Annotated in this window: 15 protein-coding genes, 1 tRNA gene and 1 pseudogene; 10 read left to right on the forward strand and 7 right to left on the reverse strand. The window is 40.0% G+C overall.

What is annotated here, in order from left to right; genetic code table 11:
* Positions 1-19 precede the first annotated feature (19 nt).
* The 4 genes and pseudogenes from HUW48_RS17835 to HUW48_RS17850 all read left to right on the forward strand — a co-directional run.
* A pseudogene (locus HUW48_RS17835) lies at positions 20-1,549 on the forward strand (IS1182 family transposase); the annotation flags it as partial.
* A gap of 553 nt (positions 1,550-2,102) precedes the next feature.
* Positions 2,103-2,399: a hypothetical protein gene (locus HUW48_RS17840; protein WP_182412227.1), complete on the forward strand. Its 297-nt coding sequence runs from the start codon at positions 2,103-2,105 to the stop codon at positions 2,397-2,399.
* Positions 2,400-2,509: 110 nt separating this feature from the next.
* Positions 2,510-2,863 carry a hypothetical protein gene (locus HUW48_RS17845; protein WP_182412228.1) on the forward strand — a complete coding sequence of 118 codons (354 nt, stop codon included), beginning with the start codon at positions 2,510-2,512 and terminating at the stop codon, positions 2,861-2,863.
* A gap of 191 nt (positions 2,864-3,054) precedes the next feature.
* Positions 3,055-3,510 (forward strand): beta-barrel fold lipoprotein, encoded by a 456-nt coding sequence (locus HUW48_RS17850; RefSeq protein ID WP_182412229.1) that lies wholly within the window; start codon positions 3,055-3,057, stop codon positions 3,508-3,510.
* A 217-nt stretch (positions 3,511-3,727) separates the two neighbouring features.
* Here the strand turns inward: HUW48_RS17850 and HUW48_RS17855 are convergent, their stop codons facing one another.
* Complete coding sequence (locus tag HUW48_RS17855) at positions 3,728-4,795, reverse strand: SDR family oxidoreductase (protein WP_182412230.1); 1,068 nt, start codon at positions 4,793-4,795, stop codon at positions 3,728-3,730.
* A gap of 397 nt (positions 4,796-5,192) precedes the next feature.
* On the opposite strand from HUW48_RS17855, the gene HUW48_RS17860 reads away from it, so the two are divergent.
* From HUW48_RS17860 to HUW48_RS17875, 4 genes are all read left to right on the forward strand, one after another.
* Positions 5,193-5,582 carry a nuclear transport factor 2 family protein gene (locus HUW48_RS17860; protein WP_182412231.1) on the forward strand — a complete coding sequence of 130 codons (390 nt, stop codon included), beginning with the start codon at positions 5,193-5,195 and terminating at the stop codon, positions 5,580-5,582.
* A gap of 484 nt (positions 5,583-6,066) precedes the next feature.
* Positions 6,067-6,543: a hypothetical protein gene (locus HUW48_RS17865; RefSeq protein WP_182412232.1), complete on the forward strand. Its 477-nt coding sequence runs from the start codon at positions 6,067-6,069 to the stop codon at positions 6,541-6,543.
* A gap of 354 nt (positions 6,544-6,897) precedes the next feature.
* The gene (locus HUW48_RS17870) at positions 6,898-7,818 is read left to right on the forward strand and encodes an AraC family transcriptional regulator (protein WP_182412233.1); all 921 of its coding nucleotides are present in this window, start codon (positions 6,898-6,900) and stop codon (positions 7,816-7,818) included.
* A gap of 725 nt (positions 7,819-8,543) precedes the next feature.
* The gene (locus HUW48_RS17875) at positions 8,544-9,410 is read left to right on the forward strand and encodes a tachylectin-related carbohydrate-binding protein (RefSeq protein ID WP_182412234.1); all 867 of its coding nucleotides are present in this window, start codon (positions 8,544-8,546) and stop codon (positions 9,408-9,410) included.
* Positions 9,411-9,863: 453 nt separating this feature from the next.
* Here the strand turns inward: HUW48_RS17875 and HUW48_RS17880 are convergent, their stop codons facing one another.
* The 4 genes from HUW48_RS17880 to HUW48_RS17895 form a co-directional block, all read right to left on the reverse strand.
* Positions 9,864-11,585, reverse strand: a complete 1,722-nt coding sequence (locus tag HUW48_RS17880) for an OmpA family protein (protein ID WP_182412235.1) — start codon at positions 11,583-11,585, stop codon at positions 9,864-9,866.
* Between the two features lie 68 nt (positions 11,586-11,653).
* A complete protein-coding gene (locus HUW48_RS17885) occupies positions 11,654-12,841 on the reverse strand; it encodes a hypothetical protein (RefSeq protein WP_182412236.1) in 1,188 nt (395 codons plus the stop codon).
* A gap of 205 nt (positions 12,842-13,046) precedes the next feature.
* A complete protein-coding gene (locus tag HUW48_RS17890) occupies positions 13,047-13,316 on the reverse strand; it encodes a hypothetical protein (RefSeq protein WP_182412237.1) in 270 nt (89 codons plus the stop codon).
* Between the two features lie 77 nt (positions 13,317-13,393).
* Positions 13,394-14,071, reverse strand: coding sequence for a porin family protein (locus tag HUW48_RS17895; RefSeq protein ID WP_182412238.1), 678 nt, complete (start codon positions 14,069-14,071; stop codon positions 13,394-13,396).
* Between the two features lie 335 nt (positions 14,072-14,406).
* Between HUW48_RS17895 and HUW48_RS17900 the strand changes: the two genes are divergently transcribed.
* Complete coding sequence (locus HUW48_RS17900; protein WP_182412239.1) at positions 14,407-14,655, forward strand: hypothetical protein; 249 nt, start codon at positions 14,407-14,409, stop codon at positions 14,653-14,655.
* A 108-nt stretch (positions 14,656-14,763) separates the two neighbouring features.
* On the opposite strand, the gene HUW48_RS17905 is transcribed toward HUW48_RS17900, so the two are convergent.
* Positions 14,764-15,441, reverse strand: coding sequence for a hypothetical protein (locus tag HUW48_RS17905; RefSeq protein WP_182412240.1), 678 nt, complete (start codon positions 15,439-15,441; stop codon positions 14,764-14,766).
* Positions 15,442-15,568: 127 nt separating this feature from the next.
* On the opposite strand from HUW48_RS17905, the gene HUW48_RS27345 reads away from it, so the two are divergent.
* On the forward strand, positions 15,569-15,691 hold the full coding sequence (locus tag HUW48_RS27345; RefSeq protein WP_262891453.1) for a hypothetical protein: 123 nt from the start codon (positions 15,569-15,571) through the stop codon (positions 15,689-15,691).
* A 309-nt stretch (positions 15,692-16,000) separates the two neighbouring features.
* On the opposite strand, the gene HUW48_RS17910 is transcribed toward HUW48_RS27345, so the two are convergent.
* Positions 16,001-16,074 (reverse strand) — tRNA-Arg (locus tag HUW48_RS17910).
* Positions 16,075-16,115 lie beyond the last annotated feature (41 nt).

Consider the following 16,115-nt stretch of genomic DNA (forward strand, 5'->3'; position numbering starts at 1 on the left):
AAGACTAATCTTTAAAATCATGCAGGGCAAGAAGATTTTGGAAGAGGAGAAGGTGCTGCTCTTCTCCCTTTCGGCATACGTACCGGAACACAACTATTATCGCCGATTGAAGAAGCAGTTGAACCTGGATTTTCTCTACCAGCTTACCCAGGCTTACTATGGTCGGTGTGGTCAGCAGTCGATCGATCCGGTAGTTTTCTTTAAGCTCTGCCTGGTAGGTTACTTGGAAAATATCACTAGTGATAGAAAGCTGATAGAACATTGTTCCATGCGGCTGGACTTGCTTTATTTTCTAAATTACCAAATAGACGAGCCTTTGCCCTGGCATTCCACCGTGAGTCGTACCCGCCAGCTTTACCCAGAAGCCTTGTTTGAGTCACTGTTTGATAAAGTCTTCCGCTTATGTGTGGAAAAAGGGATGGTGGCCGGCGACATTCAGGCCATTGACTCGGCACCCATCAAAGCGAATGCATCGATGGATAGCCTGCTGCTTAAACAGCCAGCAGAATCACTGAAAATGCACCTCGTTAAGACGGATGTAGAAAATAGTTCGACTACCCATAGGGCAAGCCCAAATACCAGCAGCAAGCCCGAGCCGTTTCTTTCGGTTCCAGAGCATCAGTTAAGAAAGTTGGAAAAGCACCAAGATCATTTGAGAGAGTCTCCTAAAGGCTTAGGGGGCAAGCATGAGAAAGCACGTCTAGTCAGTAATAAAACGCACTATAATCCCACGGATCCAGATGCCCGTATATCGGTCAAACCGGGTAAAGCTAGAAAGCTTAATTACCATTGCAGTTTGGCCGTGGATACGGCCAAAGGCGTCATCAGCCATGTACAAGCGGACTATGCCGATGGCCGGGATAGCCAATATCTGCCCGCTATCACACTGCGATTGCAGCGACGGCTACTAGATAATGAACTACGTCTAAGGGAGCTGCTAGCGGATGGTGGTTATTCTAATGGCAGCAACTATGCTTTTTTAGAGCAAAGAAAGATAACGGGCTGGATACCGGTATTTGGTCAGTACAAACCCGAGATAGCCGGTTTTCCCTATGACCAGGAAGCGGACCATTTCACCTGTCCGGCCGGGAAGATACTCGCCTTTAAGACCTATGACACCAATGCCGAGGGAGGTTTACTAAAAATCTACCGGGCTACCTACCAAGACTGTAAACAGTGTCCTTTGAAGCCAACGTGTGTTCCCAAAAGCCAATGCCGGCAAATCACGCGTACTGCTTACGATTCGGAGTATCAGCGGGCACTGGCCAGGCAACAAAGTAGAAAAGGCAAGTGCATGAAGCGGCTCCGACACAGCACGGTAGAGCCGGTTTTTGGCAGTTTGATTCAGCAATATGGGCTCCAGAAAATAGCCGTGCGGGGCAAAGCTGGCGCTCACAAGGTGATGCTGCTGGCTGCTTGTGCTTTTAACTTGAAAAAGTATCTGAAGTTTAAGCCGGTAAAAGTAATAAGCCAAGCCATTGCGCTCCCAAAAGAGCAAGAATCTGCTTTTATCCGCTATTCTTTTGATTTTACCAAGCTGTTTTTCAACTTAGAAAGCTCTATAAGGGCGAGAATAAATTCAAACAAGAAAATCAGCGCACTTAAAAAGTTAGTTGTGCAACAGCCACGGTTGTTTCACGAGATGATTGGCCAACGTATTTCCGACTTAAATAAGGCCTGGTACTCACCGAATCTCTCCTAGCAAAGACTACTTAGCCGCGTTTATAAGCGGATATATCCGGATATATCCGGATATATCCGCTTATAAACGCGGCTAAGCTTAAGAGAAGGACAATTGCAACCCATTTAGCGCCTTTAATTTGTAGGAATTACTATTTATCTGCTGAGAAAAGCTCCTCAACAAGCAGCGATAAACCCGAAAAAGAAAAGGTATTCCAGGAGGAGTGTATTTGGAAAGAAAAGAAGCAGCTGGCAAGATAATTGGTAAATTTTATATATATTACTAATAACATGAAACAAGGAGCCTTATTTAGTAAAAACGCCATTACAAACTCCATAAAAGCCATTATACTTACTCCGTACATAGTGCAGATAACCGGAACAACTCCGCTTATCCGGTAGTTAGGTGCAATACTATTTGAATGAAATCCGAAGTAGATATAAAATTAGTACTTAGTGGAGTAAGAGCTTTATTGGGAAATGTACCTATTTCATTAAGGTCTGTTTCAATAGAATTAATCAATGGGAAAGTAATTTGGAAATGTGCTTTGGATAATAATGCGACAGAAGAAGATTATGAGCTACTTTCGATCGCTGCTGGTGAGGTTATAGCGGATTTTCCAGATTACGGGTTGGAAGAAATTATAGAAAATATACCGTACCCTGATAAACCGATACATTTAAGAAACCTAATCTTTCAAAGAAATGAGAAAGACTAAAACAAAAAAAATATAAACACCTAACCACACCTAAAACACACCAAGGCGTGCCTTAGCCAAGTCCGTTAGCAGTAATGCATATTGAAAAATTACTCAGAAACAGATGACCTATGACCTTAATTAACACTTTATTAGTTCCGTTAATAATTTCAGGCCTTCCTCTAATTTCGATCCTGACATTAAGTAGAATAAAAAATATTAAAGAGTCATTTGTACTTACTGCAATAACTACAATTATAGCAGTACTTATAGGATTTGCTACTCCAATATATGCCTGTCTTGTATCCGCCAAGGGCTTACTGCAAAATCAATCTGTTAACCAGTCTAATTGTGTCACCGGTTCTGCTATATTTTTACCGATTGGTGTGTTGATGACGATTAGTGCTTTGGTTCTTGGCGTTAATAATGGCATCTCTACTTACAAGTTAAACTTTGTGCGAACAAAGCGGAAAAACCTTGAATAAAGCACTGCTGCTAACAAAAACTAAAAATCACTACGCGCTTTTTAGCCAAAGACGTTAATTCTTTAATTATACAAAACATAGAAAATGAACCTTATTTAACATAGCAGGAAAGTAAACAAGGTTTATGAAATAGATTAAATTAAAAACAATTTTTATAAGTGAAATTATCTTTACTACCAATATTTTATATCATGAAAAATTTTACCTTTTCAAGCATCTTAATTCTAGTGCTTTTCCTAACTGGATGCGGCGGGAATGACGATGCCCCAAAACCAGTAAACAAGGCTACTTTCAGGGTAGAATTAACCCAGGAGGGCGATTATCTAAAGTTTAATCGCATAATAACGATTAGCGGGGATGGTTCCGGATTTAAGTACACAGGTACTAATAATTCAGTGCCCGCCGTATTAATGGAAGATGATTTAAAGCCTGCTTCTATTTCCATGGAGGGAAAAGATTTAGGGAAATTGAAAATAATGATCATGACCGAATTTTCCGCCCTTGAAACTGGCCCCGCCAGAGTTACCTTACATTTTAGAGTTTTTAAAAATAATAAGTTAGTGGAAGATGTATACTTTAATTATAGTGAAACAGTAAAAGGTAAAAGCGAACTGTTAGAATATGATTACAACACAAAGACTTTATAGTAATTAAGGCAATCACTTTGTCGGAAATATAACAAAAGCCAGAAAACACCTCGAGATAAACCACCTCTACTTCCTGGAATTGGGCATCTTTTCGGGGTAGTTTTCTAGCATTTTTACAGGATAAGTAAAAATCATCCTATACTTTCCCTATTCACTCTATGTAGGAACAAGGCCGGTACTTGCCCCTACATAGAGCTCTGTTAAAAAAAATAGAATATTAGGGAATTAGTTGCTCTTGCCGGAGTTGCTCAAATAAGTCAAAAAAAGACTCTCGGGTATCTTGGTAAGCTGTGAAGCCAAATTTCCGGCTTTTGGACATATCGGTCATTACCTCTATGGGACGGCCCAGGTCTAGATCGGTATGCCAGGCGGAAGCTAATCGGTCCAGGTCTGGTTCTTTCAAGTGATATTTGGCCGCCATCTCTTTCCAAAGCGGACCATCGTTCGCTAGTTCGGCCTCCAGCGGGTGAATAGTACCATCAAAGCCAACTGCTTCTACCCCAAACCAATTGGCCAGTTTGTACCAAAGCCAGTTCCAGCGGAATACCTCGCCGTTGGTGATATTGAAGGCCTGATTACGGGCGGCTTCACTAGTAGCGGCCCAGATTAACTGTTCGGCCAGGATACGGGCATCGGTTACATCCGACAGCCCGTTCCATTGGGCCCCAGATCCGGGAAAACGGAACGGCCGGCCAGTTTCTTTACAGATACTGGCATAAACGGCTAAGGTAGTGCCCATATTCATCATATTTCCTACTGCTTTGCCAATCACCGTATGCGGGCGATGGATGCTCCAGGTAAAACCATCGCGCTCAGCGGCAGCATACACTTCGTCTTCCTGGGCGTAGTAAAAGTTTTCAATTCCCAACCGCGGATGTTCCTCTCGTACGGGCGTTAAGGGTAAGGTGCCGGCTTTCGCGTAAGCTTCGAATGGTCCTAAATAATGTTTAAGCCCCGTTACCAGAGCTACGTGCTGCACAAATTTCTTGGGGGAGAGTGCATCCAGCAGATTACGCACCATTAAGCTGTTGACGCGGATGTTTTCTGCTTCGGTCTGCTGGCGCATCCAAGTGGTAATAAAAACGTGCGTGGGAGAAATGTCCGCCAGTGCCGAAGCTAGACTAGCAGCATTTAACAAATCGGCTGCTAGGGGTATTAAGTTGTTTATTTCGGTATTCGGGTTCCGGGCCAGACCATAGGTGGTCCATCCTTGGGCGATTAGCTTCCCGGCCAGGTTACTGCCGGTAATACCACTAGCACCCACTACTAATGCTATCTTTTCCATATGTTAATTGAGCGTTTTTTCGGTGATTTTGTTTTAACAAATTCCCAAAAATTAAAAATTACCCTACAAACCCGGATACAAAACATTATCTGGGCGGATAAAACAAGGATCCGTTAACTCTTCCCTCCTACTCGACTGACTAGGTCTTATAAGTAAAAATATGTAAAATGTCTTAAAAGTGTGTCTCACGAAAGGTGTCTCACGCAATGACCATTTTCCTGTTATTTTTCTGTTGCCAAGTAGACCGGAGACTTACTGCCAAGTACGTTGTACATCACATTTTCAACCGCTTTCAGTTCGACAAGATTTCTTATAATTAATATAATGCAAAGAAAAACAGGTATTTAACTTAATTATATCTTATCTTAATATTAGTTTAACCAAAACTTCAATCATTATGACACATCCAAATGAAGAAATGCTTCAAGCAGCTTATGCGGCATTTGCCCAAGGGGATCTAGCCGGTTATCTGAAGTATTGTACTGAGAATATTACTTTTCGGGTGCCTGGCAAAAATAAAGTAGCCGCAACATATACCAAGGAGCAATTCCTTTCCCCTTTCGTCAGCAGTTTTATGGAATTATCTAATGGAACGTTTCGGGAAACAGTGAATGGGGTTGTTGCCAATGATCATCGGGGCGTGGTATTAGCGACGCATGAATCGGAGCGAAATGGCCGAAAATTCAAGTATGATACGGCCCATATTTACCGGATCAAAGACGGTAAGCTGGATTCCTTCGAGGAGTATCCTGCTGATCAGTATTATTTCGATGAAGCTTGGGCTTAAAAGCAAAGAAGTAACCCCACTTTGCCGAACTATTAACTGCTATAGTTGTAGCAAGTGATATTTTTTTGTTTATACTAAAGGTCAGGCAACAAACATTTTGATTGGATTCGCTCGTCTAATACTAAAACAGCGAACGCACAACAGCAGCTTGGCAAAAGTTATACGGAAGTAATATATTAAAACCAACAACAATAATTTAGCTTTTGTGTATACTTTAGTTTAACGAACAATGAAGGCCCCAACCTTTACCAAGCCCTGTACGCTGTAGCTTTTAAATAGTACAAAACCCAGAAACTGGCTCGTATTTAACATAACAATCAATATCAGAGAAACACCCTCTACTCTTTAGAAATCAGCTTCTTTTAGGTTTGATTTTCTAGTACTATTAGAAGAAAAATGGAAGCAGGACAAATGAATCTCGTTTACTTATAACCACATGCAACCTATTCGGGGGAGAACGGGTCTTGAACAAAAGACCTTGCCGATGAAATTTCTCCTTTGTTTCTTTCTGCTGCTTACCTTTTTTAGCTGTTCAAAAGAAGATGCCGTATCTCCTTCCGGGAAACAGATTTTGGGCATCTGGTTTCAGGAAGATAGCTTGCCGGAGGATAACCGCATCTCTAAATTACAGTACCATTTTAAAGAGGATAATACTTTAGAGATTCTAAGAATAGAATTAGACGCAAACTCTAGACAAGTTCTGGGTTATAGGTATCGATCAACGGCCAGGTTTAGCCTGGTTAAGGATCAACTTTCCTTTTCTGATTTTACCAATTACATTCACAACGATTCCCTGGGTTCTTATTCTTCTCTGCAGGATTTAAAAGCAGCAACACCGCAGCTTAATGGGTATATCGTTACATGTAAGCTGGAAGATAAAGGCCGAAAATTAACTTTCATCTACCCTCCTTGTAAAGACACCTTTAATTGTATAGGTGCGCAGACTTTTTCCAAAGAATGATTTATTCTTACCTAGACCCACTAATTAGATATTTTAGATGGCAACTTTTGCTGAGGCGCAATGGTGCGCCGTTTTTGTGATATCACCAGATTTTAACTGAAAGTAATGCGGCAGAAAAGTGCTTTCGATTGGATTCCAGGAGTCTAACAAAAAACTTTAGGTAAAGTAAGGCTGGTTTTAGCTCTCTCCTACTCGACTGCCTTAGTCTTATAAGTAATGCTATGTAAAATTAGGCACGTTAAATCCCATTTTTACATTAATTTTGAAGACAAATTTGCCCGCCTATTATAGAGTTTACCGTTGCATAGATGTATAATAATGTATATTCGCTAGCTCTGCAGTAGGGACTTAAAAATGATACATCCAGATGAAATACAAAAAGATTATATCCGGCGCATAAACCTTGCTTTGAATTTCATTGAGGCAAATCTGAATGCCGATTTATCTTTAGACTTGGTTTCCCAAGCAGCCTTTTATTCTCCTTATCATTTTCATAGACTATTTAAGGCCATCATTGGGGAGCCCTTAAATGCTTATATCAGCCGCAGGAGGATTGAAAAAATTGCTTCTATCTTAATGCAGGATAAAGTCGTAAGCATCTCCGAGCTTTTCCTTCATTATGGCTTTAATAGCAATTCTTCTTTCACTAGGGCTTTCAAAAATTATTATGGATTAAGTCCCTCCGAATTTAGAAAAAGAATGCCCGCTAAATTTAGTAAGATAAGTAGACTAGATAGCAAGAATGGACAAATGTCTCTAATCATTGAATCCTATATTTGCAACATTAAGGACCATTTAAACTGGCTTGAAATGAACGCAAAAATTGAAATTAAAGAATTCCCAGAATTGCAGTTAGCTTGCCTCACCCACATTGGCGTAAAAGGAGTGGTGAATGCCTTTGACCGCTTATTTAAATGGGCCCAACCTAAAGGATTAACAAAACCCCCGGAAACTAAAATAGTTAGAATCTTGCATGATAGTAACAAAGTAACGGCTTCGGATAAAATACGCATGAGCATTTGTGTCAGCACCGATAAACCCTTTAAAGAAGTGGGGGAAATAAAAGTTTTAACCATTAAAAAAGGGAAAAGTATTATGGGACGATTTACCATAACCCTTAACGATTTTGAACAAGCCTGGAACAGTCTTTTCGTTTGGATGCATGAAAATGGCTATACAAAATCAGAAGAATTCCCATTTGAAGTCTACCACAATGATTTTCGGAAGCATCCCGAGAATAAGTGTATCGTTGACTTCCATATACCGATTATATAAGAGGTACTAACTAAAAATAGCTAGTTGTTATGGGAGAAAACTTACTGGTAATTCCTGCTGTAAAAAACATAACAAAAGATTAAAAGTCTCTAATTACTATGGTTTTAACTTTTATAATGATTACTTTTAAATAAGTCTTATTTTAACTTTAAGCTAAGTGCCCTCTTTTACTTTGGCCCTATCAAAGAATAATTAATTAGTCTATTATTAACCAACTTGATTCCTTATAGGAACAAGCTGATACTTGTTTATTATTAGTGAGAACCAAACATTCGTAGAACCTTTTGGCCAATTGCTAAGCAATAAAGCTTTACTTATCTAGTTAAAACTCCATCTTAGTCTTTGGGCCTAAATGCTTCATGAAAGGTCTAATTATTATTTTTATCCTTTTTCCTTTTTTAGGCAACGCAAAAAGTAAGCACGCGCTTGCTTAACGGGTATTTCCCGGCTGGTTTTCCCTTTCCCTGATTTTTGATGAACCTGGTAGGGCTCTGATGAGCTTCTTTGTGTCCTATGGCTTATTGCTGCCTACAAAGCACGCTTTTCCATAATTATCCTGTTTCTCACCCAAAATTTATCCAGAATGAAAACCTAAAAATACTTATTCCCAGAGCTGCCTGCTGTTTGCTCTTGTCAAGCTTTAGTCGCCATGATCAGCGAGGGACTAGGCTTCCCTAAGCTGACTAATTTCTTTTAGGAAAGTTTAAAATCTAAATTTTATTAAAATGAAAAAAATACCTTTTTTAAGTATGCTATTCTTTGTAGCAACTCTGCTTTTCTCTTGCCAAAAAGAAGAAGGGCTTACTCCCAATCCACGGGCAACAAAATCTACCTATAATAATTCTAGTGGGGGTGATGGTATCATTTATGCCATTACTCAAAAAAATCAGTTGCGTTGGTACCTACACGTAGGAAGGTACGACGGCAGTTTCAGTTGGGCAACGGATAGTAGCCGCTTAGTGGGCTCCGGTTGGAATTATAAACACGTGTTCTACGGCGGAGATGATGTTATTTATGCCATCAATGACCAGAATCAATTACTCTGGCTCCGGCATGAGGGCCGATTCGATGGTAGTTTTAGATGGGCCACCGAGCCAAAAGTAGTGGGCTCGGGCTGGAACTTTAAACAGGTTTTTTCTGGCGGGGACGGTGTAATCTATGCCATCAATGACCAGAATCAACTCTTATGGTACCGGCACGAGGGTAGATATGACGGCAGTGTTAATTGGACGAACGGCGGTGTTGCCAAAGTAGTAGGTACGGGTTGGAACTTTAAACAGGTGTTCTATGGCGGAGATGGAGTTATCTATACCATTTCGCAAACCAATCAACTGCGCTGGTTCCGCCACGTAGGCAGATTTGACGGCAGTTTTAGTTGGGCTACCGGTAGTGGCCGATTAGTGGGCTCGGGCTGGAACTTTAAACAGGTTTTTCCGGGGGGGTATGGGGTTATATATGCGATTAATGACCAGAACCAGTTACTCTGGTACCGACACGAAGGCAGATTCGATGGTAGTTTTAGTTGGGCTAATAACGCGAATGGCAAAGTAGTAGGCACCGGTTGGGACTTTAAACAGGTTTTTTCGGACTAACTACACCAGGCGTTTAAAGGCAGAAGTTCCTGACGAGAGGAATTTCTATACTAATAATTTATAATAAATGTGAGTTCGACCTTGCTTGTTAGAGAGAATGGGAGACCAAATTAAGAAGTTAGGAGAAACAGAGTTACCTTCTTGAAGCAGGTAGCAAGTTAAGTAAAATAGTGTTGTTGCAGGAAGGTGGGATTCACTCGTGTATACAGACTTTAGATAGAATATTTCTAAAGTCTGTATACTTGTTTGCTTCTGGGCTACTCCAAATAAAATATTTACTAAGCCATGACAATTGAATCTTTTCTTAGCAAAATAACTATCATTGCCCTATAAGTAAGTTTATGTTAAACGGTTTAGTATATCCTCAGGAAAACGATCCTTTTTTGAATCAACTATTGCAATGGTCTAGTTCAGACTAGACAGACAAAACAAAAGTGTTTTTCGAAGTTTTGCCTAATCAAGAATATGTAACATTACTTTTCTGCCAAGTGAATTTGACCGATCATCTGATTCTGCCTCACCAAAATACTGCATCAATATACGCTCTTTCCCAATACCTTGATCTTGGAAAAAATCAGAAACAGCTTCCACTCTTTTTCGACTCAATAATAAGTTATAGCTAGGTTTACCCGTCTTATCGGTATAGCCGGTTAGTTGAAGTTTCTTTCCTGGATTTGCGTTTAACAGAGCCGCACAGGTAAGCAAACTGTTAAAACTTTGGGAAGGTATACCATAACTATTTATTCTGAAAAATACATTGGTATCAAAGCCGCTTATTACCTCCGGTATAACGATGGAAGTTGAATTGTCGGTTTGAGGCAAACGAGCTAATTCGTTTTCATAAGATCCCAGCCTTTGCTTCATGCTCTCATTTAAAGCAGCCTGATCCTGCATATAATCCAGAACTCTATTGTCCAAGGCTTTAAAAGAGGAATTATGCTGTCTTAATTGCGTCATTATTGCCGTGTCTTTAGTCAAAGCAGTATATAAGGAATCGTAGGCGTAACGTAATTCACTGTTTCTCCGGTTAGCTTCTGCCAACTCGCTTTTATCTTTTTGAAGTAACATTAATGAACTTTGGCCAGCCGGATATAAAGAGGGGCGGCTATTATTATTGAGCCCATACCCAGGTTGGTATACACGAGTAGTGGTACTAGGTGCTGTCCGATAGGGTATAGTCGTTCTTAATGATTCTTGTACCCGTGCTGTTTCTACCTGCCTAAAAGATGCCGCTCTTCTATTTTGGAGTTCATAATCAGCCATTGCAGTTTCCCTGTCACTTAGAGCTTTTTCGTTTACTGCGCTACGCAAGGTATCTTCCTTTATAAGGCTTTTCTGGGTAAAAATACGGCTTCTATTCGCCGAATACATAGTATCTCGCTCTTGCGTAATTTTCTTTTGGTGTCCTAGAGTACCGTTATTCTGTGGTTTGACCTTTTCTGATATTAACACAGTATCTCTAATCATAATTAATCGTGGATTTACCAGGCGATCCGGCGGCGGGGTCAGCAAAGTGGAACGTGCAGTTAATTTTGAGAGGTTAGGGGAAGTTGTCGTAAGAGTAGAGTCAACTTGGGCCAATGGGTCTTGGAAGCTTGCATAAAACCGGGAAGCTTTAAAAGAGGAAGGCTTAAAGCCAAAATTATAGGCAAGCGCCAGCCCCGTGTGCAGAAAACCATTATTGTACTTATTCTGCTCGGTTGCTATTTCATTTAAGGAAGAGTTGGTATTATATACTGCTTCGGTTTGCAAATCGAATTGCCACCTGTCAGTTAACCGAAACTTGAGCCCTAAACCAAACGGAAGTACCTGCCTGTATTTACTTTCGGTAGAAACACCATTATTACCTTGGTCAAAAGTACTTAAGCCATATCCACCGAAAAAGAAAGGTGAAATGAAAGAAGATGATTTAAAAAGCCAGCCATTGTCGGTATAAAAATAAAACCGTACCGAAGTCATACGAACATCTGTAAGAAAGCTGCGGCTCTGCGGTGCTAAACCCCTTACTTTACCAAATGAAGCACTAGCCGCAAGGCCAAAAGTTTTGCCTAAACTCCGACCAATTTCGAGGCGATGCCATAAATTATCCTCCAGTTTAAAGTAATTAATGGTTTTCTTATCCGGGTTGTAGTAATTAGCAACACCTGTATAACCTTTTAGTTGCCATTTGTACAAGTTGTGCTGCGCTACAGCATCCAGGCAGCTAAAACAGGATAATAATATAAATAAAAACAATTTCATGATTATCGGTTTAAGTTCAGCCACAAATTGATCTCCATACTTAAACCTAGAAAAGGTCGGATGTATACCTTATCTAAGTTTAAATCGGTGCTGGTACTACTGGTAAGTTTGTTTTGTAATACCGTTGCCCCCGCGTTCAGGCGGATAAAAGGCAGTACCCGGTAGCCAAGGGCAACATATACCGGACGATGCACTAAAGGTCCGGTGGCCACATTACCGGGTCCGAATTTTAAATTTTGTAAAAATACCCCTGTAGAAATACTGGTTTTTGCCCAGAAAGGAGATGCGAAGGGTGCCTTACCAAATGGAAGGGAGATTCCCGCGTACGGTGCCGCATCGTAAGCTAAGTTATCGAAGGTACCCGAGTAATAGGCGCCGCCATAACCTACGTTAAGGGCCAGGGCATTTTTAGTTTTTTCGGTCATGTAATCGGTAATTCTTTTACTATCCGTAAGACCAAATAATTGCACTCCTGCATATTGCGCTACCTCCTGGTTTATCATCAATTTTAAGGCAGCAATCTGCTCTTGGGCATAGCGTAACTTAACCGTTTTAGTATTTTCATCTTGTTTAGCAAAAATATTAAAGCGGGCTTTCTGCAGGTTCAACTCCCCTAATTGCTTTAACTTTTGATACACCAAGTCAGAAAACCCTTCAAAAGAATAGTTTATTTGGTTTCGGTGCAGCGAAAGGCCTTGGCGAACAATAGCGTTCAAATCACTTCGTATGATTCTGGGGTGCTCCAACACGGTAATGCTGGATCGCTCTACCTGATACGACTGGTCGATGTAGGCCCCTAAGGCAGCATTAATCTGACTAATAAGTTGTTGTTGCTGCTCAATGGAAACCTTAGCATAATAATTCAGAACGAAGGTATATTCTTCGTTTCCGCGTAAAGGTTGGTTTATCGGCAAGGCAAACGTAGCAGGCGGGCTCGTAGGCCTTTTCTCCCAGGTATTTTGATAGAAAGGAGCTTTCTCGGTGTTAGAAGAATGGTATATTTTTACTTCTACTATATCAATGTTGGCACTAACTCCTCCTGAAATAATAAATCTATTTTCGGCGGGTAGTGGTTGGCCATCATCGAAATAAGCGCGCTCATAATTAAAGATTACCGTTTTGTACTGGGCCAGAACCGGCAGGCTTAGGATTAAGGGGAGAAGTAGGAAGATATATAAATTAGGTTTCATTAGCTTGCATTTAAGATATTATTACTTTTTATGAGGCAAAAAACCTTGCTCCCTGAATGGAAGCAAGGTTTAGAGGTAAATAATCCTTTTATTTCCGAAAAGTTTCAGTCAGACGATTGAAGAACTTTTACTTACTATGGCAGATACCAGAAAAGAGAAATAAGAACCCACTTGAACCGGAGTCGGGCAGTATTCCCCGTTAAGATTACTGGTAGCTGCTGGTATTTACATTTCCACCTTCCCGGGCAAGCCTTTTGCCTTCGTTTATACCCTTCACCGTGATGGTATAAGTTCTGGGGCTAACCCCACTAAGTATATGGATATAATCACTTTCCACTAACTCATCCAGCAAGAATTGCAAATGGATTTCGTTGGGTATCATACCCAGATTTTCTTCTTTCGCAATATCACTAAAAAGGAGTGTCTCGTGTTTAATGAGGGCTTGCAAAACTATATTGCGGTTTAGGCTAGTCATTTTATTTAAATTTAAAAGGGATTTTCTGGGACCTTCGGTGAAATAAGGAAAAATTAATGGCAAGTGTAAATTAAGTTCTACAGACCAAATCCGAGATAAATCTGCGCGACGGAGTTCTTGGAATTATCGGTTAAGTTACCGGCCAGACCACTGTTCCCTACTTCACGTAGGCCATAGTTATAGCGGGCTCCCACGGTTACCCCTTTTACATCAAAACCAATACCACCCATCACACCATAATCAAATCGGTTGAAGTTGTCGGTTTTTAAGTCGGTAATATCCGAAGAGTTAAAGTCCGATGATTTTAGGTCTTTCACGTTGGCGGACACCAGGTAAGAAAAATAAGGACCCGCGTGAACATTAAGCGGCCCAATATTAACCGCTAAGGCAATAGGTACTTGCACGTAGTTTAGATTAAAGCGAACCTCTCCTGGCTCAATACCCAGAACATCCGCCACATCGGATCCGCCGTACGTTATTTTAGAACCTACATTGGAATAGAGTACTTCTGGTTGAATTGCCAGAAAGTCATTAATCGGAACTTTCCCGAACACCCCGAAGTGATAACCCGCTTTTATATTTTCGTCTTGGGCATTAGCCTGATCAACGTAGAGTTGGGAAAAGTTTAGTCCTGCTTTTACACCAAATTTAGGTCCTGGATTGCTATTTTGCGCTTTCACTTGACTAGACCCTATTAACAAAAGAATAGCGAAGCCTATTCCTGCTAATTTTCTGAAGTAATAATTGTATAACATGATTTCTAAGGTTTATACAGTAGTTTTACTTAATCTACTATTGTAGTTATACGGGGATAAAATCAAATAAATACCTATATAGGTATTTATTTGATTTTATCCCCGTACTTATATGGTTTAATAAAAATTAAAAGAAAGATACCGGAGGCTGGGTTTTCGGGGTGGGCTAATTGCATAGGCATTGCTTGGTTATAAGTGCCTTGTTTCGACCACATCTACTCCATTCTAAAATTAACAAAGGAGTATTTATAAACGAATTAAATCAACATTGGAAAGAATCACTTGGCTTATTGAACACATTGAAGGACGACAGATACTTACAAAAGCAGCTAAACATGAACGCTATAAATAAATATTGGGAAGTAGATAAGAATGATCCACAGCAACACAATTTATTTGGATCAGCAGATTTTCAATCAGAAAAATCAGAGCAAGTATTAATTGCCAGTTACTGGCCTTTTCAAGAAATTTGGGAGTGGCGCATTTATATGTATAATAATACCCCAGACATGCGAGAATCTGGCACTTGTAGAACCGAAGAAGAAGTCAGACAAACAATCAATTATTATCTCTGCGTCACTTAAAAGGTCGCCAACAAAGGAAGGAATTATACTTTCCTGAATCGGGAAATAGAAAGATATAATAGATTTTAGAAGTCAGCAGGTAAGTTTGCTAACCTCTATATTTTAAGCTTACTTGTTTTCCGCTGCCCCTGTTTGTTGTTCATAGTGGCCGTCGAATTCACTTGCCACCAGATCGTTCTTGCTCAACCAATATTCTGAGGTCAAGATTTCAAAGTTCTGATCTCCTTTATCCTTTAACTCCCATAAGATATGTTCTGCTTCGAGAAAAGGTTTGCTTCCCGCCATCTGTTCACTATAAAGCCTTTTAATTAGGTTACTGTTAGATAAACCTTTATCTAATAACCGCAGGATGGCTTCCTTAGTAAAATCAATCTCTTCTTTATTCTCTGATTCTACTGAAAAGCCAATCAGAGTGGCTTTGGTATTAGGGAATATACCATTGAACGCTTTATATAAAAGCTGATTGATGTGGAATAAGGTGCCATGCAGGCTTATATCAGGATACTCCTCTGATATTTTATCTAATAGCATATCATTCGAAATTTGCTGAATTTGGCCGGTGCTGAGCTTATCGGCCAGTTTATACTCTAAGATTATGGCGGCGGCTTCATTGGGTTCATAATCAGTGATGGCCATTAGCAGCAACTCTCCTAAGGTTTCCTTACCCACATTTTCGGCATCTGGGAAGTTAAACTTTAGAAGTAATTGAACAAAATCCTCGTCTTTCCAATATTCCGAAACCTCTTCCATGGTGTGGGCCCGGTTAATTTTTATATTATATGTCATGAGTACATGATTAATTAAAAAAAACTACTATCCTCTCCTTATGTGACAGCATTCTTTTATTCCTTTAAAGGTAACGTAAGCTATTCTAAGCATACTCCTTTCTAGGAAATAAAATAAATATATTTTGATGAAAAGCACCAGTAGCGGAAGTATTAGCAGCTTTGCCATTAAAAACCCAAAGGTCGGTATGTTGCGTTTCCAGAAAAATACTGACGATGATTATAGTATTGTCCGGATTAAGTTTTACTAATACTAATTTGGGTAATAACCTTACTTAAACAACAAGGGAGCAAATTCATACAAGTTGGGCCACCAAGTAATTCAGGTATGATTTAGTTAACCCTATAACCAGTAATATGTTAAATTGACTGCCTCTTACCTATTTTATAGGATGATATAACGTGTACTGAAGAAAATGTTAATTTTTTTAAAGCATTAACTATGCAGTATGAACTAAATAATCCATGAAAAAAGAATTTAACATATTTTAATTTAGCGTCCGAAATGTTTCCGATGAAATCAAAAAAGCCTCTTAGCAATCAGCTAAGAGGCTTTCGAGTGGTCGCGTAGGGAGTCGAACCCCAAACCTTCTGATTCGTAGTCAGATGCTCTATCCAGTTGAGCTACGTGACCATTTTCTCGTTTTGAGTGGGCAAAGATACATAAACCATTTA

Source organism: Adhaeribacter radiodurans (assembly GCF_014075995.1).
Lineage (GTDB): Bacteria > Bacteroidota > Bacteroidia > Cytophagales > Hymenobacteraceae > Adhaeribacter > Adhaeribacter radiodurans.